Genomic DNA, 26625 nt, shown 5'->3' with positions numbered 1-26625 from the left:
AATCGGAAGTGGGAGGTCGGAAGTATTGCCGCACTCTGCACTAGGCACCCGAAAAGGTGTAAAAGTTGGAAAAGTGTAAGGGTGTAAAAGTACCACCTAACGCTCAAGGCCGGAAGTCCGAAGTCGGAAGTCGGAAGTGGGAGGTCGGAAGTATTACCGCACTCTGCACTACGCACCCGAAAAGGTGTAAAAGTTGGAAAAGTGTAAGGGTGTAAAAGTACCACCTAACGCTCAAGGCCGGAAGTCCGAAGTCGGAAATCGGAAGTGGGAGGTCGGAAGTATTGCCGCACTCTGCACTACGCACCCGAAAAGGTGTAAAAGTTGGAAAAGTGTAAGGGTGTAAAAGTACCACCTAACGCTCAAGGCCGGAAGTCGGAAGTGGGAAGTGGGAGGTCGGAAGTATTACCGCACTCTGCACTACGCACGCACAAAACAAAAAAACAACCTTGATATGAATAGATTTATCTTCTCTTTCGCCTTTCTCTTATTGACCTTGGGGCTTTCTGCACAGGAAGAACCCTTATTGCGTTTTCCTTCATTGAGCCCCGACGGGCAACAAATCGCCTTCTCTTATCAGGGTGATATCTGGACAGTGCCCACTAAAGGAGGTATTGCTCGCCGCCTGACGATCCACGAAAGCTACGAGAGTCACCCTCAATGGAGTCCTGATGGCAGCCGCATTGTTTTTGAAGGCAACCGCTACGGCAACGACGATATTTTTGTAATGGATGCCCAGGGAGGAATGCCATTACGGCTTACCTATTACTCCGGGAGCGATAATTTCCCGCAGTGGAACGGCAATGATGAGATCGTTTTCATTAGTTCGCGTATGTTTACCCAGGTGGAACGCGATGATGAAATCTACAAGGTCTCTGCAAGGGGCGGAACCCCTCAGCGCATGATGGATGCTTTCGGAAGTATGGCCAGTGTTTCTAATGATGGGCGTTATGTAGCTTACGTAGCGGGTAATTGCCGCTTCGTTCGGGAAGCTTACACTGGGCCAGCCAATCGCAATATTTGGGTGTATGATACTCAAAGTAAAAACTACATGGCTTTGGCTGCTCAGGATGCCCAAGAAAGCCACCCCGCCTGGGGCACTGATCAGCAGTTGTTTTACCTTAGCGCAGCCAATGGTCGCTATAATATATACCGTAAAAACGGGGTATTGACCAAGGACCTGGCTCGCCCATTGACCAATTTCAAAGACGAAGGTATTCGCTATTTCGATGTCAGTGCCGACGGTAAGCAGCTTGTTTTCGAACGCGGCAACGGCATTTACACGCTCTCTACGGATGGCAGTTCCAAAGCCCAAAAGGTGAATATCCAAGTAACGGCCGACTACCGTTTTGACCCCGTAAAACAGGAGACCCTCAGCCGGGGTGCTACCGAAATGGCGGTTTCTCCTAATGGTAACTACCTCCTCTTTGGTGTCCGTGGTGAAATTTTCCTGCGGGTCAATGATAAAGATAAGAAAGGGGTGGTACAACTGACCCGCCACGCCTACCGCGATCAAGATGCACAGTGGTTGAACGACAGTACCGTGGTTTTCATTTCCGATAGAGATGGTAACAAAGAACTTTATGTGCTGCACTCTGCCGATCCCGACCAATCCGATCTTTACCGTACTTTAAAAAGAACCACCAAGCGACTCACCAATACGCCCATTGACGAAGAAAGCATTAGCCTTTCGCCCGACGGCAAAAAAATTGCGATCAATCGAGGTCGTGGACAATTGGTCGTGGCCGATATCACGGCAGAAGGTTTGAGTAATGAAAAAACCTTGCTCGATGGTTGGTCAACAGCGCGAAGTGTAAGGTGGAGCCCCGACGGCCAGTGGTTGGCTTATTCGCTTTCTGATTTGGATTTCAATTCAGAAATCTATATCCACGCAGCTGATGGCAGTCAAAAACCCGTCAACGTAAGTATGCACCCGCGCTCCGACAGCAGCCCATTCTGGAGTGCTGATGGCAGTAAGCTGGGCTTCCTTTCTATTCGTAACAACGGTGATACCGATGTGTGGTTTGCCTGGTTGCGAGATGCCGATTGGCAAAACACCAAACAAGACTGGGAATGGGAAGAAGAGGATCAGGAAGACGATAAAAAAGCAGAAAAAGATTCTATTACGGTCATCGACTTAAAGCATATTCACGAGCGCCTGGTGCAAGTAACCCGTTTACCTGGTGACGAAGGAGACCTGGGTATCAGTACCGATGGAGAAACCTTCTTTTTCACCACTAACAATGGTGGTCGTAATGGCTCACCTGGTGGAGGTGGCCTACAAAGCATCAAATGGGACGGCACCGAAGCCACCACTTTGCTGGAAGACACCGAACTCAGGAGCCTTATCGTTGGCAAAGATGGTAAAACCCTGTATCTACTCAAATCAGGGGGAACCTTAGCTAGCATGAAAGTAGACGGCAAAAAAGCCGACAACCTTGGCTTCTCCGCCAACATGGCCATTGATTATCAGCAAGAACGCCAGCAGGTATTTAATGAAGCTTGGCGAGCATTGCGGGATGGGTTTTACGACCCTAATTTCCATGGCCAGGATTGGGACAAACTCCGCGCTAAGTACGAGCCGCTAGCAATGGCAGCCTCTACCGAACAAGATTTCCGTGACTTGTTTAACACCATGCTCGGTCAGCTCAATGCCAGCCACATGGGCATGTATGGATCTAATCCTGAAGAAACCCAGCGCGATCGTACTGGCTTGCTAGGCGTAGAAGTAGAACCTGCGACCAATGGTGTGAAGATCACCCGTATCGTCAGCCGCTCGCCAGCCGACCGGGAGAAGAGTAGCCTGGCCGTTGGAGAAACCATCCTGGCAGTCAATGGCACAACTGTGAATGGCAACACCAATCTGTACAGCCTCCTACAAGGTACTGCCGATGATCGTACCCTCTTAAACATCATGGACGCAACGGGTAAAACACGCGAGGTAGTGATCCGCCCAGCCAGTAGTTTGCGGGATGAATTGTACGAAGAATGGGTAGCCGAACGCAAACGACTGACGGAAGAATATTCGGGTGGGCGCTTGGGCTATATTCACATCCAGGGCATGAACTGGCCAAGCTTCGAGCGCTTCGAACGCGAGCTGACCGCCAGCGGGTTGGGCAAAGAAGGTATCGTTATTGACGTGCGCTACAATGGCGGCGGCTGGACCACGGATATGCTCATGACCGTACTCAACGTACGCCAACACGCCTACACCGTACCCCGCGGAGCAGTAGATAAGTTGGAGGGTAAGCATCCTGATTTTGCCGATCACTACCCTTACGGAGAACGCTTGCCACAAGCAGCACTTACCAAACCCAGTATCGCACTTTGCAATCAGACCAGCTATTCTAATGCCGAAATATTTTCCCACGCGTTTAAGACGCTAGATCATGGCACCCTCGTAGGAATGCCTACCTTTGGGGCGGTGATCTCTACCGGAGGCCAGGGCCTGATCAATGGCAGCTTTGTGCGGATGCCTTTCCGGGCCTGGTACGTTAAAGCCACTGGTGAGAACATGGAATTGGGGCCTGCTGTTCCTGATGTGCAGATAGAAAACAGTCAAAACAGCAAGGCCGAAGGTCGTGATGAGCAATTGCAAAAGGCGGTTGAAGTTTTGTTATCAGAATTGAAATAGATCAATCCGCACAGGGTAAATTCAGGGTAGGGTAAATTCATGAATTTGCCCTACCCTGAATTTGCCCGAATTAGAATTGAAGTAAACCATGGAAGAAAAAAACCAGGACCGGCCGGAATTAAAATGGTTGGACACCACCACCAAGCTATTGGACAACCAGTTTAGAATTCCCGGAACAGAAATCCGGTTTGGATTTGATTTTATCATTGGACTGGTTCCCGGAGTTGGTGACGTGGTTTCCTTAGGCATCAGTGGTATGCTGGTGAGTGTGATGGCGCGAAAAGGCGCTAGTGGCATGGTGATCGTAAAGATGTTGTGGAACATCCTCCTCGATGGGGTCATCGGATCCATTCCGATACTTGGTGATATCTTTGATCTTTCTTACCGTGCCAATCGACGGAACCTGACACTTCTCAAAGAACACTATGAGGAAGGCGAACACCAAGGGAGTGCAACCTTTGTTGTCATTGTGGTACTCTTGTTTGTTATCGGAATAATTATCGCTGCCATTTACCTGATTGGCTGGATTTTAGGTACCTTTTGGGCCTTGATTACCGGAACAACATAAGGGGTGTATATGAAGTCCAGCAGGAGCTTGTTGGAAAAGATACCGTAAATAGTCCCTATGCCATGAGCACTCCCGTTATAAAGCGTAACTAATAATTTAAACCTTTTCGTATGAAAAAATACCTATGCATTTTGACGGAAATAAACCTATTTTCTCCGTCTCTTTGGCTATTGCCACTATTAACACTACTCGCCTGCCAACCAGCTCCCGAGTCCAAGGATACGGTGGAAGAATTTCCGGCGGTGACGGAAGTTGATGATTTTCTGTGGAGCCCCGAAAGCTTCGCTGACAAGCGAATCATCCGTTATCAAATACCTGGTTTTGATCAATTGACACTCAGTCAGAAAAAACTGGTGTATTACTTAACCGAAGCAGGTTTGGCTGGTCGTGACATTATTTACGATCAGAATTACCGCCACAATCTGGCGATTCGCCATGCCATTGATGCCATCATGGGCAATTTTTCGGGGCAGCGTGATGGAGCCGATTGGGAAGCGTTTGAGCTTTACGCTAAGGAAGTGTGGTTTGCCAGCGGCATTCACCACCACTATTCCAATGACAAGTTCAAGCCTGGCTTTTCGCAAGCGTATTTGGAAGGCTTATTAAGTGATGTTGGAGTCACGCTAACCGAAGATGAACTGGCCGCTATTTTCGATCCTGCCAAGGACAATAAAAAAGTGGCTCAGGAAGGTGACGACCTGGTGCTGGCTTCTGCGGTCAACTTTTATGCACCCGATATCACTCAGGCGGAGGTGGAAGCCTTTTACGCCAAGATGAAAAAAGGTCTGAAAGACGACAGAGTCAGTATGGGCCTCAATAGCCGGGTAGCTCGCGGAGAGGATGGAAAGCTCTACGAGCAGGTTTACAAAGCCGATGGTCTGTATGGTGAAGCCATCCAGGAAATCATCAAATGGCTGGAAAAAGCCGTCAGTGTTGCCGAAAACGAGCCCCAGGCCGACGCCTTGCGCAAACTCATCGAGTACTACCGTACGGGTGATCTCGTGACCTGGGACGAATACAACATTGCCTGGGTAAAAGCTACTAAGGGAGACATTGACTACATCAACTCCTTTATCGAAGTATACCTCGACCCTATGGGGCTCAAGGGCAGCTACGAAACCATCGTTCAGATTGATGATTTTGATGCCTCTTCCCGGATGGCCAAAGTAGCAGAAAATGCGCAGTGGTTTGAAGACAACAGCCCCGTACTACCCCAGCACCGCAAGCCTACCGTTACGGGAATTAGCTACAAAGTGGTGACCGTGGCGGGCGAAGCAGGTGATGCCAGCCCCTCTACTCCCATTGGCGTGAACCTGCCGAATGCCAACTGGATCAGAGCAGAACACGGCTCCAAATCTGTAAGTCTGGGAAATATCAGTCATGCCTACAATGAGGCCGATGGCCCTGGACTATTGAACGAATTTGTCAACGACGATGAAGAAAAAGCGCGGGCAATAGCACACGGCCAGGTCGCTGGCAAAATGATTACCGCCCTCCACGAAGTACTCGGCCATGCTTCCGGGCAATTGGAAGAAGGAGTAGCTACCCCTGGAGAAACGCTGCTCAACTACGCATCACCGTTGGAAGAAGCTCGCGCCGACCTTTTTGCCCTCTATTACATCACCGATCCGAAACTCCAGGAACTGGGGTTAATTGAGACCGATGAAGTGGGCAAAGCCGCTTACGACAACTATCTCCGCAATGGCCTGATGCTTCAATTACGGCGCATAGAGCCCGGACAGAACATTCAGCAAGCCCACATGCGCAACCGCCAGATGGTGAGCAATTGGGTAATGGAAAAAGCCCTGGCCAGCGGTGCCGTAGTGATGCCGGTACGTGATGGAAAAACCTACATTGACATCAAAGATTATGGTGCCCTACGGACCTACTTCGGCGAATTACTGAAAGAAGTACAGCGCATCAAAAGCCAAGGCGACTACGAAGCGGGTAAAAATCTGATTGAAAACTACGGCGTACAAGTCAACAAAGCCATTCACGAGGAAGTGTTGCAACGTAGTGAATCCCTCAACATCCCTCCTTACGGTGGCTTCATCAATCCTCGATTGGTGGCTGTGCAAGATGCGCAAGGCAACATCACCGACATCAAGGTGGAATATCCTGACAACTTCACGGAGCAGATGTTGGAATATGGTCAGAAGTACTCGTTCTTGAAGTAAGTAGAGCGTAGAAAAGGGAAGAGGGGTGGTGCTTTTGCAGGCATCATCCCTCTTTCCTTTTTTCTACCACGCCGGAAATTCCACAAAAAAGGTGCTCCCCTGCCCTGGCGTGCTTTCCATCCAGATGCGCCCTTGGTGAAGTTCTACGATGCGGCGGCAGATCGCCAGCCCCATGCCTGTGCCCTCAAAACGTTGCTTGTCGAGGCGTTGGAAGATGTCAAAAATTTGAGTTTGGTATTCTTTTTCGATACCAATACCCTGGTCTTTGATGGACAATTGGTGGTTTTTGCCACGCAACAGGTAAGACACCTCCACTTTGGGTTCGGAGGCGGCATCAAATTTGAGCGCATTTTGAAAAAGATGCCCAAAAAGAATTTTCAGTAAATCTGGATGACCGCTGATCCCTGGCAGGTCACTAATCGTCAATTGGGCATTGGGTTTCTTTTGCTCGTCGGCCTGTTTTTTAAAAACTTCCTGTAGCATTGGCCTTAATAGGACTACATGATGGGCCGTATTTGCCTGACTCGCCAGATCAGTAAAGAGCTGTAGATCACTCAACAGCTCATTCATATTTTTGGCACCAGCTACAATGTATGCCAGATATTCTTGCGCATTCGTGTCAAGCGTTTGGCCATTTCTACGCTGTAGCAAATTTGCAAAAGCGCCAATATTTCTCACGGGTTCTTTGAGGTCGTGGGACGCAATTTTGGCAAACTCTCGCAAATCAGCATAACGAGCAGCCAGCTCCTTGTTTTTCACCTCCAAGGTTTGAGCGAAAGCGAATTGTTTGCGATAAGCCCGGAAAAAGCTAAAAGTCAACACGATCATCAATAATATCCCGCTCAGCAACAGGCCAAATAACAAGTGGTTATTTTTCTTTGACAACTCTTCGCCAATCCGCTTTTCTGCTGCTAGTTCTTCTTCGGCTTGTCGTTCGAGTGAGTATATGGTCTGAACCGCTGTAATCGCTTCATTCTTACTTTTTTCTACCAGCTCCTCGACCAACTGACGATAATGCGCCTGGTAAAAAAACACCTGGTCGAAATCCCCTTTGAGGGCTGACAACTGTGCCAATACCATGGCTGCTTCTGTTTGCAAATCCAGCGCTCCCGTAGCTGCCGCTAGCTCCAAGCTACGCCGCGCGTAATCTTCTTGCTTAGTGAGTACGGTCTTTTTATTAAGCATCATCAAGCGAACAACCTCCAGTAAGCAGCTCGAAATCAATCGGCGATCCGTTGACTGCTCGGCGAACGACAACGCTTCTTCCCAGTTGTTCTGGGCTTCTTTTTTATCTCCCATTTGCAAGGACAATCGCCCTAATCGACCTTTGACATGCGCAATGGCAGTGGCTACATTTTCCCTGCGGGCAAGCTGTTCACTTTGTTGGTAGTATTGTTTTGCTTTGGGGATATCATCCAGTTCCAACGCGACATCGCCTAAATTGCTGAGCGAATAGATCAAGCCTACAATGTCTCTTAGCGACCTTCGAATATCCCTTCCCTGTTGGTAATAGACCAGGGCTGAATCATAATTTTCCTGTGCAAAATAAACGTTACCTATGTTATTAAAAGAGCGACCCAATCCCAAAGAATCATTAATTTCTTGGCGAATAGCTAAAGCCTTTAAGTAATAATCCAAAGCACCCGCACGATCTCCACGCGACCACTGGACCATCCCCAGAATATGTAGTCCATCCGCAACTCCTTTAGGAAAATTAATTTTATTGGCTAATTCAATCGCAGCCAGCGCTCTTTGACGTGCCGTATCAGGTGCTGTGTTTTTGTAATCCCAAGCTTCCTTATTATTACGTTCTACTTCTAAGGAATCTACCAAATCCAATGGTGCACAATATACTTGCATTACTACTCCACAATGCAGTAGTAAACAAACAAAAAACAGGTAGCTTTTAAAAATATTCCCCATAATTATCTTTCCGAACGGCATTACAGACAACAAGATAACTATTTACATAAAGTGGGTATGGGAATTTCAGGTAAGTAAGTGACAGGATAAAAGTTTAAGTTCTACAAAGATATAGAAAATGTTGATAAATTTAGAGAGCGCGTTTTTCAGGCACCGACAGATGTTAATTATTGGTTTTTCCGGGCAGTTTGGATTGTAGTAAACCACCAAAAACATTCATATCAGTACCTGTGGGAAGCACTGCTATCTCAACATTACCCGCTAATTCTCGATTGACTAAAAAGGAGGCGTAAGTGGGATTTTCCTGGCAAAGACGCGCAAGTTCCAGCTGTTGTTCAAACCCTACCTTGTCCATCGCTCGCTGTTTTTCTACCGCGATCATTTCCAACTCCCGTTGCTTCTCCACTTCTACTGCTTTGAGCTGACGCAGGCGATCGGCTTCGGCTACTGCCTGGGTACGGGCTACTGCGGCAGCGGTTTCGGCTTTGGCCATTTCACTCTTGCGGCGGCTACTTTCCGTGCGCGCCTGGATAGCTTGCAGGCGGCCTTCTGCTTCCGCCAAAGCAACTGCTACCTCACCCTCCGCTACTGCTTTTTTCTCATTAGCTGCCGCTTGGGCTAAAGCCAACTGATTTTGTTTCTTAATCTGTTCCTCTCGTAAATCTTGTAACCCTATATCTTCCAGCGCTTGCGTAAAAGCTTGCGGAAAGCGCACATCTAAAACGATAACATCTCTTACGGTAAGATCAGGCTCCGGCAACCGCATCAACATCCCTTCTTTGACGGTAGCAATAAAATCATCCCTGCGCGTACTGAAAACAGAATCAACAGGAGCAAACTGGTTGGTAATATCGCGAATGGTCTCCATGCCACGAGCATATAGCAGCCGGGCCAAAACGGTATCCGGACGAGCCTTGCCCACTTCCGTATTTTCACCTTGCCAATAAATGGCAACGCTAATGTTCAATGGCACGCCATCTCCGAGGCGTACATCCGAAAAGCTGATTTCACTAATCTGTTCGGTCCGTTCGGTAGCCGTTTTTTGGCCACAGCTGCAACAGAGTAAAGCGATAATTAATCCGATTAAAACAAGCAATAACTGACGCATAGTAATGAAGTTTTCTGTGTGAGGAATAACTCAAAACTAAGCATGCTTTATCCTTATTATGGAAAACAATGCGTAAGTGTAGACCCTGGGCTCGTGAGTGTTAGGGAAGGTTGATTATTTGTAAGGTGAAGAATGTTATTTCTTTTCTCACTCGGGATGAATCCCGAGTTACTGATTCCGCAAAGCATCCACCGGATTGCGAACGGCAGCCCGCCAACTTTGTCCCGCTATCGTCAGAAAGGCAATCAGAAGGGCCGTTCCTCCGGCAAGGCCAAACACCCACCATTCGATATCAATACGGTAAGCGAAATTGGCCAACCATTCTTGCATCGCCCACCAGCCGAGCGGCACTGCCAAAAGCACCGCAATGGCCACCAGCCACAGAAAATCCTTAGAAAGGAGCAATACAATACCTCCAACACTCGCTCCCAGGATCTTCCGAATGCTGATTTCCTTGGTGCGCTGTGCGGCAGCAAAAGTAGCCAGGCCAAGCAAGCCTAGAGCAGAAATAAAAATCGTTAGCAAAGTAAAAAGCCATACGACTCTGGAAAGTCGGGTCTCATTGTCATAAAAACCCGCAACGGTCTGATCCAGGAAGGTATAATCAAAAGCAGCTTCTGGCAGGTGCTCCCGAAACAGGTGCTCTAACTTTGGCAACATCCCATTGAGCGCATCCGGGCGGACGCGCACCAGTAAAAAGTTGGGGTTGGCCTTGTTCTGATCGTTGTGTAAGGCATAAGCTCCGATGGGATGGTGAAGGGATTCAAAATGAAAATCTTTGACGACGCCCACGATTTTAGTGCTGGAGTCAAACAAGTTACCGGGCGTCTGACCGATGGCTTCTTCGGGTGTCCAACCAAAAATACTGATCAACTGCTCATTGACGACCACATCAATTGTCGTATCGCCTTCCGCTTGAGCGGTGATGAACTTTCCGGCCAACAACTCCAACCCCAACAAATCTTCCGTCCCTGGCTCCGAAAGGCTGGCCAGTACCCGGTGGGGAATCTGTGGGTTATCAGGATCAGAAATAGCATAACCACTGGTGCCAATACCTGGATAAGCCTGTGCCCGGGCTACTTTTTCGATTCCTGTTTGTTGAGCGATATTCTTTTCAAGTGCCGTTTTACCAGCTTCGCTGTCCGAGCCTGCCAAGTTGATAGCGACCACGGCATCAACACCGTAGCCTAGCTTTTTTTGCCCCAAGTAAGTAATCTGTTTTTGGCAAAGCAAGGCGCCAGCTATGAGCGCAATGCACACCACAAACTGCCCAACGACCAGAAACTTCCTAAAAACAGCGTGCCCACTCCCCTGTTGCGCTACCGGTTGTAGCAATTGCTTGGCATTGTTCATCCCTAAAGCCAAAGCGGGATAAATCCCCGCAACCACGGTGACCGTCAGCCAAATAGCTGGCACCATCAGCCACCACCCATTTTCCAGCAACTGCTGCCAATGCAAATCACGCTGGGTGAGTGCCGACAAACTGGGCGAAATGACGGTTAACAATCCCATCGAAAGGATTACCGCTACACCGGTGAGCAGGGCTGTTTCCGAAAGAAATCGCCCCACCATGTGTCGGGTAGAAGCACCTACAGCCTTGCTGATCCCTACTTCCCGGAGTCGTTGCTGTGAACGGGCCGTTGTCAGGTTGATATAATTGAAACAAGCCAGCAATAAAACCACCAGGGCCAGAATCCCCATCAGGCGTACTTGTTTAGCATCACCAAGACGAGTGGCGTACCCCGAGGAAATGCCCGAGGAATACAGATGAATATCGGTGAGTGGCTGTGCCCAAAGGGTAAACCATTGATTTTCGGGTGCTACTGCCTCGTCTAAAACAGCTTCAATTTTGGTGTTAATATTCGCTAGGTCAAACCCTGGCCTTAGCAACAGAAAGGTTTCATAACTCGCATTGCTCCAATACAAATTATTATACGCCCAACCCACAGAGCTAAAAGAGCCAATAATGTTTGGCTGCCAGGAGGAATGATCTGGAAAATCAGCAAAAACACCCGTAATTTCTACACTTGACTCATTGTCGATCAGGAGTTGTTTGCCAATGGGGTTTTGTTCGCCAAAGATGCGTTTTGCGGTACTGGCATTGAGCATGGCCGTTGCCGGGCGATCAAGCGCGGTGGCGCGATCTCCTTCGACCAGGGAAACATCAAAGACCTCCAACATAGTAGAGTCGGCCCAAAAGAGGCGCTCTTCCTTGAAGCGTTTATCACCGTAAGCCACCGAAGCAGTAAGCCCAAAATTGTGGTGCAACAAGCGTACAAATGCTTTTACCTCGGGCATCGCCTCCGCAAGTGCCGGGCCAGCAATATTGGGAGCGGAGGCCCAATTCTCCTCCATAGCACCATCGGCCACCTTGAGGTTGACCCTCACAATTTGATCGGCATTGTGATGATAGCGATCAAAGGCGTATTCCTTTTGCACGTAGAGAAACAATGCCATGGCTGCCGTCATCCCTACCGTGAGCCCCAACAGATTGAGGAGCGAAAAAAAGCGGTGTTTGCGCAGTTGGCGCCAAGCTAATTTCAAGTGTAGCATAAATTTAGTACTTGGTACTCAGTATTTGGTAATTGGCATCACCGAGGGTAAATACCACTACCAACTAACTGATGTCGTGAAATTTAGTCGTTTTTTAAAGCTTCAACGGGGTTGGCCAATGCTGCCTGCGTGGCGCGAATACCTACCGTAACCGCCGCCAATAGCAGCACGCCCATACCTGCTCCTAAAAGTGGCGTGGGCGTAAGATCGATTCGGTAAGCGAAATTTTGTAACCACTCGGTACTTCCGTACCAAAAAAGTGGAACTACTAGCAAAAAGGCTACCAACAATAATAACAGAAACTGACGGCTCAGCAAAAGCACAATCTGCCCCAATGAGGCACCCAATACCTTGCGAATACCGATTTCCTTAACGCGCTCGGTGAGCAATAAACTGACCAAGCCAAACAAGCCCAAGCCGGCAATAAAGCAAGCCAACAGCGTGAAGACACCAAATAGCTTACTGAGCTGTACCTCTGATTTGAATAATTCATTGTAATTCTCATCTAAAAAACTGTAGCGCAAGGGAACTCCCGGCTCAAAAGCCGACCAGCTGTTTTCGACATGGGCAATGGCTCCCGCGATATCTTCATCACTTAGCCGAACGCTGATGTAGTCCTTGTAGACAAAATCTTTGAAATAACAAAAAGCCAGCGGCTGGATTTCCTGGTGCAAGGATTGCAAGTGAAAGTCTTTGACAACCCCTATTACCTGCAAGCGTTCCTCATCGTCATTGCCTTCGTTTTTGATGAGCACTTGGCCGATGGGATTGGTGAGTTCAAGTTGTTTTACCGCTGCTTCATTGAGAATCACACCAAGAGAGTCGCGGCTGTTGCCAAGCTTGAAATTGGTGCCCGCCAACAACTCCAAGTCCAAGGTTGGTAAAAAGGTCGCATCGGCCAGTATCCAGTTCAGGCCAGTACCTTCCGATTTCCCTTCGGCACGGAAGTCACGCATTTGGTAGGTCGGCTGGCCAGGTAATCCATTCGAGAATCCTACCTGTGTGATTCCTGGGTGGCGCAGGAGCTCCTCTTTGAAAACATCTTTGCGCTCTTCTATCTCCCGGTCATTTTCGATAACGAGCAGGTTGTTTTTAGCAAAGCCTAATTCTTTGTTTTGAAAATATGCCACCTGCTGGTAGATGAGCCAACTTCCCGCCATCAACGCCATCGAAAGTACCAACTGCACCACGAGCAGGCTATTGCGTAAGTTGTAGTCAGAAATCAGTTTCACCTGCCGACCACGCAGCGCATTCATGGTGGTTGACCGGCTTAAAAATAGCGCTGGGTACGCACCGGCGGCTAGACCGGTAAACAAGCACAAACCCAGTAGTTTTGTCCAAAATATTGGCTGTAGTAAAGCATCTCCCTTGATCGTGGCACCCATCCACTGTGCTGCCCCCTCTTGCCAGGCAACAATCAGCAACAAAGATAATCCAGCAGCCAAAACAGTAGTAGCTACCGATTCGGATAAATGCTGCCGCACCAAGCTGCCATAGCTAGCCCCCAAGATTTTCCGTACACTCGTTTCGGTAGCCCGACGTGTAGCTTGGGCCGTAGCCAGGTTGATAAAATTAATGATAGCCATGAACAACACCAGATAGGCCGCCCAGAGGAAGAGCTGCACATAGGTCACATTCCCATTAGGCCGCATCTCCCGCAGGTAATTCGACGTCAGATGAATAGCCGTGATCGCTTGTAGCGGAAAATCAAAATTGGCCTTCGCCAACAGCTCCGGGTTCGATGCCGCCATCGGCATGTTGGGGAGTGTTTTGGTCTCCGCGATATTTTTGAGCTTCGCTTGCAATTGCTCGCGTGCGCCGGGCGTAAGGGCTTTGGTACGTAAGTAAGTGTGCATGACGTTCCAGGTCCATACCTGATTCCGATACAAATCATCAGGGTACGTACAGGCTGAAATCAGCATGGTAAATTGCAGATGGCTGTTGGCAGGTTGATCTTCCATGACCCCCGTAATCTTCCAGGGCGTGCCTGCATCTTTACCTCCCAGCAACTGGCGGCCCAGCACTTTACCATCGCGCACTGCTGCTTCTCCAAAATAGCGTACCGCTGTGGAGCGCGGCAACACTACGCTGGCAGGCTCCACAAAAGCCGTTGCCGGATCACCCGCTATCAAGCCGTAGTCCAAGACCTCAAAAAAGTCTTTATCAACGGCGTAAGCTTTCGTTTCCCGAAAGACCTTTCCCAAGTCATTGTCTGCCCGCATGGTGAAATCCGACCAATAAAACACCCGACAGACGGCCTCTACTTCTGGAATCTCATTCCTGATGGCCTCCGCCAGTGGTGGCGGTGTGGTAGCGTAACGCTCCTCCTCGCCCTCAAAACCCCACAGGGTATTTACGCGAAAAATTTCTTCGGGCTGCTCATAAAACTGATCATAGCTCCGCTCGTATTGAACATGGTCGGTAATCAATAAAAAAGTAGCCATCCCCACCGCTAAACCCAAGACATTGAGCAAAGTGGTACGGCGATTTTTCAACAAGTAGCGAAGGGTGATTTTCATGGTTCTTTTTTTTAGTGTTCTCCCGATAAATCGGGTTCACGGTGGTGCTCTTCCGACGAAAGGTCGGGATCGCGGTTTTTTGTAATACCTATGGTCTAAACTCAAAAAGTCGGCAAAGCCTCCCGTGAGTTCCGAGGCTTCAGGACGAGCACTCCCACTCGCGAAGCGAGTACCCCCGTGAGTTCCGAGGTATCGGAACGAACACCCACACGAGCGTAGCGAGTACCCCCCCGTGAGCGCCAGCGAACACTTACGTGAGCCCCAAAGGGCGAACACAACCGCGAACGCAGTGAGCACTAATCCTTCCTAATCGCATCCAACGGATTGGCTACCGCTGCCCGGAGGCTCTGCGCACCTACCGTTAGCAGTGCGATTCCGGTGGCTAGCCCGCCAGCCAGGGCAAACATCCACCAACTTAGTTCTATCCGATAGACGTAGTCTTCTAACCAGTTTTGCATCAGCCAATAAGCAATGGGCGTAGCAATGACCAGCGCCACTATGACCAGCCTCAAAAAGTGAGCAGAAATCAACTCGACGATGCTGTAAATGGTTGCTCCTAATACCTTGCGAATCCCGATTTCGCGGGAACGACGCTCGGATACGTAAGCCGCCATTCCAAACAGACCAAGGCAGCTAATGAAGATGGCTAGGATCGTAAAGAAGCCCGCCAGGCGGCCAATCCGCTGCTCTTCGCCAAATTTTTGTTCGTGCATCTCGTCCAAAAATCCATAGTCGAATACATTGACGGGGTCGTATTTAGTGTAGATTTTTTCAACCGCAGCCAGCGTTTCTTCCGTACCTGCAGTGGGTTTCATTTTGAGGGTAGCGTACTGCGAGCGGTCGTAATCGATAAAAAAGATCGTTTGCTTTACGGGCGTATACGGCGATTGGGTGATCATGTCTTCCACCACGCCGACGATGGTATAGGTCTCGCCTTCTCCCCACTTGATTTTTTGACCGATTGGGTCGGTCAGTCCCATGTATTCCTGAGCTGCCTGGTTGATCACAAAGCCCATAGAGTCGGTTGCGAATTCGCGGGAAAAGTCTCGGCCTTCTACGATGTTCCAGCCCATGGTTTTTCCAAATTCGTGCGAGACGCGTAGGGTGACAAACTCATCCTGAAAGCCTTCTGCTTTCCCCGGCCAGGATAGCCCGCTATTGGTCACGAAGGTGCTGGTCAGAGGTGCTTCCGACTTGGCGACCTCCTCAATCAGGCCCGTATTGAGCAAGTCTTGCCGGAAGGCGTCGAATCGTTTATCTAATTCCGGGCTCCGCAGATTCAAGCCTATTAAACCTTCGTTACTGAAGCCGATGGGGCGGTTTTTGGCAAAATTTATTTGTTGAAAAACAACAATAGTACCTACGATCAGCACCACGGATACGGTAAACTGTAAGACCACCAATACTTCCCGAGGGCGACTGTTTACGGCACCTTTTTTCATCATCCCTTTAATGGCGTTAATGGGTGCAAAAGACGACAGGTACAAAGCTGGATAACTGCCCGCCAGGAAGCCGGTGAAAACGCAGAATCCGGCACAAAGCAGCCAAAAAACGGGCGAGTTCCACTGCACCACCAACTCTTTATCAGCCAACTGACTGAAGAAGGGCAACAGCACCGTTACCAAGCCTAAACCTACCAAACCACCACCAAAAGCCAGGAGCATCGACTCGCTGTAAAACTGCCCAATCAGCTGGCCTCTGCGCGAGCCCATTGTCTTACGTATACCTACCTCACGGGCGCGCTGCTCTGAACGGGCAGTGCTCAGGTTCATAAAATTGATACAAGCTAACAGTAATACAATAAAGCCGATCAGCGCAAAGGAGCGCACATAGGTAATCCGCCCACCAGCACTCACGCCATTCTCAAACTCAGAATACAGGCGCCACTGCGACATCGGGTGCAAAAACAGCTCTGGCTTGAAACGCAGCCCCTCGGCTTCGCTCATGCGTTCCTGTTTTAGGTTTTTAATGGCCGAGGAGACTTCCGCAAAGGTTTCACCTGCTTTCACCTCCACCAGTATCTGAAACCAGCTGTTGCCCCAGCTCACCCATTCGGGAAGACCCTGTTCATAAAGCAGCCAACTCCCCATAAAATCCATATCGGCATAGCTGGAATTTTTGGGCAAGTCCTCATAAACACCAGCAATCGTGACCTGGTTTTCTTCATTTAGATTCAACACTTCGCCGACGGCGTTTGCCACGCCAAAAAAATTGCGCGCTGTCGTTTCCGATACCAGGATGGCGTTGGGATTGTCTAATACCGAACGGGTACCGTGCAACACTTTCAAACCCAATAATTCCGGACCACCGGGTTCACTAAAAATGCCATTCTTATTGAGTAGCTTCTCTCCTTTGCGTAAGGTATTTACGTTGTTAAAAGAAGTCATGACCACGGCATCAAAATGACTTCCGTAGTCGTCACGCAGCACGGCGGCCGATTGCATAGGCTGGCTCCACCAGGTTTCTATCACCCCTTCGAAAGTGTGGTTTTGCATCACGCAGGCAATGCGCTCGTATTTATCGTGGTATTTATCAAAGGATACCTCCTCCCATATCCAGACCCCAATAATGATAGCTACCGCCATCCCTACCCCCAAACCCATGACATTGAGCAGGGTGAAAAATTTGTTATTGCGCAGATGCCGATAGGCAATTTTGAAATAGGTATGGAACATGGTTGAGGGATTTTACAGGGAGTGATTATTCATTTTTCAGCGCTTCCACCGGGTTATTCAATGCTGCCCGTAACGCCTGCCCGCTCACCGTCAGCAATGCAATGAGCAGCAGCGCGATGCCACCAATGGCAATCGTCCAGACGCTCATCGTGATCCGGTAAGCAAAGTTGTCCAGCCAGTTGTTCATCAACCACCAGGCCAGTGGTCCAGCGATCAGCAGGGATATACCTATCAGGCGAACCATATCCGACGAAAGCAAGGCCCACAGGCTCGCCACCGAAGCCCCCAGTACCTTACGCAATCCGATCTCCTTGCGGCGTTGGCGTACCATGATGGCCATCAAGCCGAATAAGCCCAAACAAGCAATGAAAATGGCTAGTCCGGCAAAGCCTTGCAACAAGGCATTGGTGCGGCGTTCAGCCAGGTATTGTTTCAAAATATCTTCTTCCAGAAAGAAATAATCGAAATACTCATCAGGATGAAACTGCTTCCAACTTGCCTCCAACCGTGGCAGCGTTGTGGCGATCTGATCAGGGACCAGCTTGACGCCAATTTGGTAGTACAAAAATGGCAAGGGTGTTATCGCCGTGGCTTTCACACCCTCGTGCAAAGAGCTGGTATTAAAATCCTTGGTGACGCCAACGATATAGGCTTCTGCATCATTAAAACCCAGAATCAAACGTTTGTCCAAGGCGTCTTCGTAATTTGTATAGCCTAACTCTTTGGCCAAGGATTCATTGATCACGATGGGCCACTCCTCTCCTTGTTCTGGCAAACGCTCACCAATCAGGGCTGTTTCTTTGGCCGTGATGAAGCGCCCTGCGAGTAGGTCCAGGTCATAATTCTCCAGGTAGTGCTCATCTGCCGCCTTTAGTTCTAGCTCACTCCGGTCGTTTTGCGGACTACGGCCTTTGGGGTAATAATCTGTACCGATATTGTTTCTGGAGGTGGGTGCCCCCAGGTTGAAGGAAACAGCTATTACACCTGTTTCTCGCTGCCATTCTTCTTGCAATTGAAGATCCAGTCCTCCACTATTACGCGACACTTGCAAGATGGCTTCCTGGCGGAATCCCAAGTCTTTATGCTGCATAAAATCCAACTGTCGGGATACCGTGATTGCGCTGCAAATCATCACCAAGGTGATCACAAATTGGGCCAGAATCAGTCCTTGGCGCAGATTCACCTGGCTTTTGTCACTTACCAACTTACTGCCTTTCAGTACTTCCTGCGCTTTCTTTCTGGCGACCACCCAGGCCGGATATCCACCAGCCACCACGCTAATGAGCAACGTCAGCAGGAAGATAAAACCCATCATAGGAAAATCCTGCCAACCTTGGAACCCCATCTCCTGTTGCAGCTTTTCCTGCAAATATGGCAAGGCTGCCTGTAGTAAGACCACACTGATCACACCCGCGCTCAACGCCAGCACCAGTGCTTCCCCCCAATATTGCGCCCACAGCTGGCTCCGACTAGCTCCCAGCACTTTACGCATCCCAACCTCTTGCTGTTTGCTCAGGTTCTGTGCCAGCGATAGGTTGACAAAATTGAAACAAGCCATCAACAATATCAACAGTCCCGTCGCGCCAGCTATCCACAGGTACGAAGCCTCAATGGCCGGCACCGAACTCACCTCGTCGTAGCGCGTATCAAAGTGAACCTCAGCAAGGGGCTGCAGGCGCAACTCGTTGGCTATCCCCTCTTCTTCTCCATTCATATACTTGTTGACCACATCGGCCAGGCTGGCAGCCAATTGCTCGGGTTGTTGCCCTTCCTGAAGACGTACGTAGGCCGCTCCCCCCACGCTTACGCCCCAATTATCGGTTGGAAATCCTAAAAATTCTTCGTTCAATGAAGCCAATGACACCAGCATATCCGATGCCAGATGGCTCTGCTGTTGGCCACTGTAGGTACCTACCACCGTCAAATTCAGTTTACCATCCAAACTGATCGTCTTGCCCGTAGGATTTTCGTTCCCAAAAATCAGCTCCGCCGTTTTCTTAGACAACAACGCTTTACCCGGGGGCGTAAGCACCGCCGGATCTACGCCTTCCGCCAGTCCAAAATCAAACATCTCCAAGAAACTACCATCTGCAAAATAGACCTCCTGCAAGCGGTAATGGTCTTTTCCTTCTGCTCTAACAATACCGCGCCCGCTGCCATGGATACCACTCACCAGTTCCAACTCCGGCACTTCCGTCCTTAGCGTATTCACCAGTGGGTAGGGTGTACCCGCACTGTAATTTACTTCGCCTTGGCCCGTCCCAATCAGGGTTACGCGGTAGATGCGGTCGGCTCCCGCATGGTGGGTATCATAGTTGATTTCGTGGCGGATGTACAAAAACAACAGCATCGCACAACACAGCCCTACACTGAGCCCCAACAGGTGAATCCCCGTAAAGAGCGACTGCCGCTTCAGCTGCCGCAGGATCGATTTTAAGGTATGTTTTAGCATAATCGGTATTTTCTTGAACGACTTTCGTCGATGATTTCTAAATTGACATTTAATCAACCATTATCATGTAACCGTTTCGCCGGATTTACCAAGGCGGCTTTCAGGCTTTGGAAACTGATGGTCGCCAGGGCAATCAACAGGGCAATCCCTGCCGCCAGGGCAAACATCATCCAGGGCAAATCGATGCGATAGCTAAAATTATCCAACCAACGCTCCAGGAAATACCCTCCCAATGGCACGGCAATCAATCCGCCGACGAGGATAATCCAGACGAATTCTTGCGATAACAACAGCCACAACTGGCTCACCGATGCGCCCAGAATTTTTCGGATGCTGATCTCTTTGGCCCTGCGTTCTGCCAGATAAACAGCCAGGCCCAATAGCCCCAATGCTGAAAGAAAAATCGCTAGTCCCGCAAACAATAAGGCTACGGTGCCAATGAAATTGGTGCCCTTAAACTTACGGGCGTAATCCTCTTCTACAAACTCATAGGTAAAAGGCGTCGCCGGGTCGTGGGTTTCAAATATGGTCTTCATACTCGCCAGTGCCTGATCGGTAGGCTGGCCCTCTTTGATACGAACCATGACCACACTCAACCAATTTGGAAAATTGACAAAAATGGTAGGGCGTACCGGCTCAAAAGGCGTCTCCATAATGATGTCTTCGACCACGCCGACAATGCTATATTTCGAATCCCCCCAGGTAAGCTGGCTACTCAATGGATCTTCTAGTCCCATACGATCCAAAGCGGCCTGATTGATAATCATCGCGGACGTATCTGCCCCTTTGTGATCTCGGAAAGGGCGCCCTTGGTTAAAACGAATGCCAAGGGTCTCAAAATAATCAGGGCTGGTGGCGATAAAAGCAATTCCCACCTGTTCTTCAGCGGGCTTTCCTGGCCAGCCAATATTGCTCATATTCGACCACACCGAGGTAATTGGGCTACCTGCCCCTGTAACACTTTCTATCTTATTCGACGCTAGTAATTCTCTTTTGATGGTTGCGTAATTTTCATAGATACCCGGTGTATTCATGATGCTAATCAGACGATCCTGATCGTATCCCAAATCTCTTTTTTGCGCGTATTTTACCTGTTGATGCACTACCAGACTACCCGCAATCAAGGCAATAGATACCGCAAATTGGGTGCCAACCAAAGCTCTACGGCTCCAATTGTTGCGGCCATTTGCCAACTGATGGGTTTTCTGGAGTACCTCCTTGGCCTGGAAACGGGTTAGAAAAAATGCCGGGTAGCTACCTGCCATCAGCGTACTCAGCACCAAAACGCCCAACGAAGACAACCAAAATAGCGGTTCTCTCCACGGAGAATGTATTTCCTCATCCACCAGTAAATTGAAATGCGGCAGCAGTAACTGTACGAGCAAAATTGACAACCCAAATGCCAGTATTACCGTCACACCAGCCTCGCCCAGAAACTGAGAGATTAAACTGGCTTTCCCTGCACCAATTGCTTTACGAACGCCCACCTCTTTGCTGCGTTTCTCCGCCCGGGCTGTAGAGATATTCACAAAATTGATACACGCAATAAGTAGCACTAACAGCCCAATCACGCCAAAGAGTCTCACATAACGAATAAGCCCGGTTGTGGCTATGCCGTCTTTAAATTCACCGTAAAGGTGCCAATTGGTTAGCGCGTGCACATTGATAAAGGACGTCTTATTTGATGTGTGCTCCGCCAGTAGGTTTCTATTTTGCGCCTTAATTCCCGCAATATCGGCCCCTGGTTCAATTTTAAAATAGACCTGAAAAGAGAAATTATCCCAACTTTCTTTCGCCTCTTTCACCCAGGGCTCGCCCTGTTCTTTCAATGAGAAAGGCAGTAGGAAATCAAATTGCAAAGTAGAGGTCAATGGTACATCCTGCAATACACCTGTCACTTGCAAATCCACCGTATTAGACAGAGAGATGGTTTCGCCAATGGGGTTTTTCTCCCCAAAAAAGGCTTTCGCCAGAGAAGCACTTAACACCACTTGATTTGGTGCTGCCAATACCGTCTCCTGATCTCCTTCCAGCAGCGGAAAGGTGAATATTTTCAGAAAATCAGGCTCTACGTATAGCCCTCTTTTCAACAGTTGTTTTTCACCAACACCCAAGCTATAGTCCGACCCCCAATCAGTAACCGCAACCAGTTCTACCCCAGGAGTTTCCTCACGCAATACCTTTACGATGGGTAGGCAAACGGCATTAAAGGTTCCCATTTCTCCGTCCGTAGGCAGATAATCTTGCATCGCCTGGTAGATACGGTCACCATCCGCATGAAAGCGATCGTATTGCCAATGGTGATGTACCCACAATCCACTAAGGACCGCAACCGCTAAACCTACGGCCAAACCCAGGATATTGATGACACTGTAACCTTTGTTTTTCCACAGCTGCCGCCAGGCGGATTTTAGGATAATTTGTAACATGTCGAGTGATTTTTAGGGTGTAAGGGTGTAAAAAAATAAACAAATAATTGATTTTCAAATAATTACTCATTACCAATACTTATTTAGAGAAATCAACTTTTACACCTTTACACTATCCAACTTTTACACCATCTTAAAGATATTGCTGCACGATATTCTCGGTCACCACTTGTCCGTCGAGCATGCGGATGATGCGGTTGCCAAATTCGGCACAGTACTGCGAGTGGGTCACCATAATGATGGTAGCTCCTTCCTGGTTCAGTTTTACGAGGGTTTTCATTACGTCATCGCCGTTGTTGCTATCGAGGTTACCGGTGGGTTCATCCGCCAGGATCAGCTTAGGGTTGTTGATGATGGCTCGCCCTACAGCTACCCGCTGCTGTTGTCCGCCCGAGAGTTGTTGGGGGAAGTGGTTGCGGCGGTGCATCATGTTCATTTTTTCCAATACTTCCTCCACGCGTTGTTTGCGTTCCGCGCCGCCTACTTTGGTGTAAATGAGTGGCAGCTCTACATTTTCAAAAACGGTCAATTCGTCAATCAGATTAAAGCTCTGAAAGATGAAACCGATATTGTTTTTACGCAGATCAGAACGCTGACGCTCCGAGTAGTTGGAAACCTCGTGTTCAAGGAAGTTGTATTTCCCGCCCGAAGGGTTGTCGATCATTCCCAGAATATTCATCAAGGTAGATTTACCACACCCAGAAGGCCCCATGATGGAAACAAATTCGCCAGCTTTGATCTCGATGCTTACCTCATTAAGCGCCGTTGTTTCTACCTCATCGGTACGGTAGACTTTGGTCAGGTTTTCGGTTTTTATCATTGTTGTTTGTTTTCGGCCTTCGGCCAGTGGCGGAGGACTAAGGGCTTTGGGGCAGAGGGCTTTGCGTATTGCAAGAAGGTTGACCGTCCCATACTTAGTCCACCGTTATTATTTTGAATTATTTGAGTGTGCTACAATTTTGTGATACCTCTATAGGTGAGTACCATTAAATGAAGGTTAGCCCTTAGCCCCTTTAGCTATAAATCACAGAATCATCAATAACTACAAAAGCCACTAATTTGTAGCACACTCGAATTATTTATTTAATGCTTTTCGGAAGTTTTGAATCTTTCGACAAAGGATGTCCAAACGTTCATAGCAACTTTCTCTCTCCTCTTTATTCAAATATCCTCTTCGTTGGCAAATGATGACAATGTTGGCACATTCGAAGGCGGATCGACGAGCATATTTTAGAAATCTTCTAAATTCTTTGTCTGAATCATCGCCCGATCCTTCTGCGATATTATTGCTAATACTCAGAGTAGCCCCCCTCAACTGTTCGGCAAAACGAAAATACTTTCTTTTCTCAAGCGTATCTGCCAAGTTAAATAGGTCATCGCCTACGGCAACCGCCTCCTGCCAAATTTGTAAGCTCTCGAATCGAAAATGTCTACTCATTATATTATTCTTTTCTTTATCCAAATTTATACCCCCATGCCCTAAAGCCCCTCCGCCTAAATGCCCTTCGCCCTTCGCCTAAATGCCCTTCCCCCTATTTCAACACCAACTCCTCTTTATCCCCATAATTTTCATAGCTAGAGACAATGACGATCTCTCCGGGCTGCAAGCCCTCAATGAGTTCGTAGTAGTTAGGGTTTTGACGACCTACGGTAATGTTGCGCTTCCGCGCTACGCCGGCTGCCGGATCAAGAACATACACCCAATTTCCGCCGGTGCTTTGGTAGTAGCCCCCTTTGGCCAACAGCATCGCCTGGGTATCATCACTTAGCGACAATTTCAGTGAGATGGTCTGCCCGCGCTTGATACGTTCGGGGCGTTCGCCCACAAAAACCAGATCGACCGCAAAAGAACCATTGGCCACCTCAGGGTAGATTTTGTTGATCCGCAAGGTGTAGGTCTGCCCTTCCATCAGGAAAGTCCCCTCCTGCTGTGGAAAAATTCGGTTGATGTAAAACTCGTCAATGTTGGCACGAATTTTAAATTGCTCCAGCACATCAATCTGGGCAATCCTGTTTCCTCGGATAATCAGCTGGCCGACTTCCGTATCCAGCGAAGAAATCTGCCCGTCGATGGGTGCTTTGATGGTCAGATTTTCGAGGCTGTTGCGGGCAAAGTTCAGGTTGCGCTGCATCAAATCGAGGGTCGAAACCATCTGGTTTTCCTGCATCACTTGAAAAAGCGAATCTTTTTCGATGGTATTTGCCAACAGCAACTGACGGCGTTTGAGGTGCTCAAATTCATCGCGCGTATCCTCAAATTCTACCTGGGAGATCACTTTATCAGTGTACAAGTCCTGGTTGCGGCGGTTCCGCTTGGCGATCAAATCCATCCTGAATTGCACATCCAATGCTTGATCTTTCAAACTCAGGCTTTGCTGATCCATCAAGATACTCGTTTGCCGGATATCATTGATCTGATTCACAATCTGAGCTTCCTGATTGAGTACATTGAGCTGTAATTCTAGATTAGACAATCGCAGAATGTCTTGTCCTTTTTTCACCATTGATCCATTCTCCACAAACACCTCTTCTACCCGTCCGCCTTCAATAGCATCTAAATAAACGGTCTTGATGGGCTCTACCACACCAAACAAGGTAATGTATTCTTTAAACACCCCCTGCTCTACGGTATCCAATAACAGCCGTTCTTTTTCTACATTGAGCCGGCTGGTACCCGCATCGCGGTAGATGGCAGCAATCAGGGTGGTGGCCAAAAGAAGCCCTCCTCCAATCAAGGAGAGTCGTTGCCAGGTCCAGGTTTTCTTTTCTATTTTGCGATCCATGGTTTTCAGTTAAAAGTGTCCGCCCGGCAGTAGGGTTTTAAGGGGTCATGCGAGTGAAAAATGCTTTGGTCGGGTGACATTTCACTACCGGGCGACACGTCTATAGCAATCAGTATATTAAACTCTCCTTATTCAAGGCAAGGCTTGTGCCACAAAACAACAACATTGATAATCAACAACTTAGCACAAGCAACTCCTCGTATTGAGCTAAAAAATTGTGCAATACTGGACAATGAGTGTTCAAAAATGAACACTCTTTTGCAACTTTGTACTTTCATCGTGTATCTTTATCTCATTCGTTTTTATCGAGGTAATAATATTTTATGAGTAAGCAAACAGCACGTATCCTTATCATCGACGACGAGGAAGATATTCTTCTCAGTTTACGTCTACTCTTATCGCGGCATTTCAGCGAAGTTGTTACCGAAAACAACCCCTACCAGCTGCCGCGTCTCCTGCGAGGCAAGCCTTTTGATCTGGTGATGCTGGACATGAATTTCCGCACCGGCGATACTTCCGGCAATGAGGGCATGCGATGGCTCGAGAAGATCACCGAACTGTCTCCCGAAACGGGCGTGATCATGATGACGGCCTACGCCGATGTCAAAACTGCCGTGGAAGCCGTGAAAATAGGGGCCATTGATTTTCTGGAAAAACCGTGGCGCAACGAGCGCTTGCTCACCACCATCAAAGCCGGATTAGAGCTGAGCCAATCCCGCCGCAAAGTCCAACAACTCACCGACCAGCAGCAGGTACTCGCCAATGATCTAGAACAACCTTTTAGTGAGATCATTGGTGAGTCTCCCGCTATGAAGCAAGTATTTTCGCTGGTAGAGAAGGTCGCCAAGACGGATGCCAATGTCCTGATCCTCGGCGAAAACGGCACGGGTAAAGAAGTCATTGCCAGAGCTATTCACCGACAATCGCTGCGCCACGATAAAGTCTTTATCACTGTAGATTTGGGAGCTATCCCCGAGAGCTTATTTGAGAGTGAACTTTTTGGTCATAAAAAAGGTGCCTTTACCGATGCCAAAACAGACCGGGCGGGCCGCTTCGAAGTGGCTTCCTCTGGCACCTTATTTTTAGATGAAATCGGCAATCTTTCGCAGCCTTTACAATCCAAACTGCTCAGTGCGCTACAGACCCGACAAGTGACCAGGGTGGGGGCCAATGAACCCGTAGACATTGATATTCGCCTCATCAGCGCTACCAACATGCCGCTTTATGACATGATTCATGAAGGTGGTTTTCGCCAGGATTTGCTCTACCGTATTAATACTGTAGAAATCAAGTTGCCACCGCTCCGGGAACGCCAGGAGGATATCCCGCTTTTGGTCGAACATTTCCTCAAAGAATACGCCCGCAAATACCAAAAAGGGAGTCTGGACATTGCCCATTCCGCTTATCCACTTCTCCGCTCCTACGCCTGGCCCGGAAATATTCGAGAACTGCGCCACGCCGTAGAACGCGCCGTAATTCTCGCGGATGGTAACCAACTTACTGCCAGCGACTTTATTTTGCAAGCCCCAAGTACCAACAACAAAAACCAGGGCGAACCCCATACCGTCAATTTGGAAGAACTGGAACGCTGGGCCGTGCAGAAAGCCCTCACCAAAAATGCCGGCAACATCAGCAAGGCAGCCGAAGAACTCGGGCTTACTCGAGCGGCATTGTACCGACGGATGGCGAAGTATGAGTTATAGCGGCTGTTCAAAAATGTGTATCCAAGTGAACAGTCTCCGGACTGGGATTTAATCAGTTATTAAGGGTGGGCCCGCCGTGCGGATTATGGTTCATGCTCACCTAA

The 26625-nt window shown here is 48.8% G+C and carries 14 protein-coding genes; 4 read left to right on the top strand and 10 right to left on the bottom strand.

Features of this window, described 5'->3' with window-relative positions:
- The first annotated feature begins 451 nt into the window (after positions 1-451).
- The 3 genes from AB0L18_RS13935 (at position 452) to AB0L18_RS13925 (ending at position 6376) form a co-directional block, all read left to right on the top strand.
- A complete protein-coding gene (locus tag AB0L18_RS13935; RefSeq protein ID WP_367387912.1) occupies positions 452-3631 on the top strand; it encodes a S41 family peptidase in 3180 nt (1059 codons plus the stop codon).
- A gap of 88 nt (positions 3632-3719) precedes the next feature.
- Positions 3720-4199, top strand: a complete 480-nt coding sequence (locus AB0L18_RS13930) for a DUF4112 domain-containing protein (protein ID WP_367387911.1) — start codon at positions 3720-3722, stop codon at positions 4197-4199.
- A 110-nt stretch (positions 4200-4309) separates the two neighbouring features.
- The gene (locus AB0L18_RS13925) at positions 4310-6376 is read left to right on the top strand and encodes a dihydrofolate reductase (protein ID WP_367387910.1); all 2067 of its coding nucleotides are present in this window, start codon (positions 4310-4312) and stop codon (positions 6374-6376) included.
- Positions 6377-6439: 63 nt separating this feature from the next.
- Here the strand turns inward: AB0L18_RS13925 and AB0L18_RS13920 are convergent, their stop codons facing one another.
- The 10 genes from AB0L18_RS13920 to AB0L18_RS13875 form a co-directional block, all read right to left on the bottom strand.
- Complete coding sequence (locus tag AB0L18_RS13920) at positions 6440-8236, bottom strand: ATP-binding protein (protein WP_367387909.1); 1797 nt, start codon at positions 8234-8236, stop codon at positions 6440-6442.
- A 226-nt stretch (positions 8237-8462) separates the two neighbouring features.
- Positions 8463-9407, bottom strand: coding sequence for an SPFH domain-containing protein (locus AB0L18_RS13915; RefSeq protein WP_367387908.1), 945 nt, complete (start codon positions 9405-9407; stop codon positions 8463-8465).
- A gap of 168 nt (positions 9408-9575) precedes the next feature.
- Entirely contained in the window at positions 9576-11960 is a 2385-nt protein-coding gene (locus tag AB0L18_RS13910) for an ABC transporter permease (RefSeq protein WP_367387907.1), read from the bottom strand.
- Between the two features lie 83 nt (positions 11961-12043).
- A complete protein-coding gene (locus AB0L18_RS13905; RefSeq protein ID WP_367387906.1) occupies positions 12044-14479 on the bottom strand; it encodes an ABC transporter permease in 2436 nt (811 codons plus the stop codon).
- Between the two features lie 296 nt (positions 14480-14775).
- Positions 14776-17154, bottom strand: a complete 2379-nt coding sequence (locus tag AB0L18_RS13900) for an ABC transporter permease (protein WP_367387905.1) — start codon at positions 17152-17154, stop codon at positions 14776-14778.
- 25 nt (positions 17155-17179) lie between these two features.
- On the bottom strand, positions 17180-19606 hold the full coding sequence (locus AB0L18_RS13895) for an ABC transporter permease (protein WP_367387904.1): 2427 nt from the start codon (positions 19604-19606) through the stop codon (positions 17180-17182).
- A 53-nt stretch (positions 19607-19659) separates the two neighbouring features.
- On the bottom strand, positions 19660-22035 hold the full coding sequence (locus AB0L18_RS13890; RefSeq protein ID WP_367387903.1) for an ABC transporter permease: 2376 nt from the start codon (positions 22033-22035) through the stop codon (positions 19660-19662).
- Between the two features lie 133 nt (positions 22036-22168).
- Entirely contained in the window at positions 22169-22855 is a 687-nt protein-coding gene (locus AB0L18_RS13885; protein WP_367387902.1) for an ABC transporter ATP-binding protein, read from the bottom strand.
- A gap of 255 nt (positions 22856-23110) precedes the next feature.
- On the bottom strand, positions 23111-23473 hold the full coding sequence (locus AB0L18_RS13880; protein WP_367387901.1) for a four helix bundle protein: 363 nt from the start codon (positions 23471-23473) through the stop codon (positions 23111-23113).
- Positions 23474-23567: 94 nt separating this feature from the next.
- Positions 23568-24818: an efflux RND transporter periplasmic adaptor subunit gene (locus AB0L18_RS13875; protein WP_367387900.1), complete on the bottom strand. Its 1251-nt coding sequence runs from the start codon at positions 24816-24818 to the stop codon at positions 23568-23570.
- 323 nt (positions 24819-25141) lie between these two features.
- Between AB0L18_RS13875 and AB0L18_RS13870 the strand changes: the two genes are divergently transcribed.
- Positions 25142-26521, top strand: a complete 1380-nt coding sequence (locus tag AB0L18_RS13870) for a sigma-54-dependent transcriptional regulator (protein ID WP_367387899.1) — start codon at positions 25142-25144, stop codon at positions 26519-26521.
- Positions 26522-26625: the final 104 nt, after the last annotated feature.

The sequence above is a fragment of the Lewinella sp. LCG006 genome (assembly GCF_040784935.1).
In the GTDB taxonomy this organism is placed as follows: domain Bacteria; phylum Bacteroidota; class Bacteroidia; order Chitinophagales; family Saprospiraceae; genus Lewinella.
This window is presented reverse-complemented; position numbering and strand designations above follow the sequence as displayed.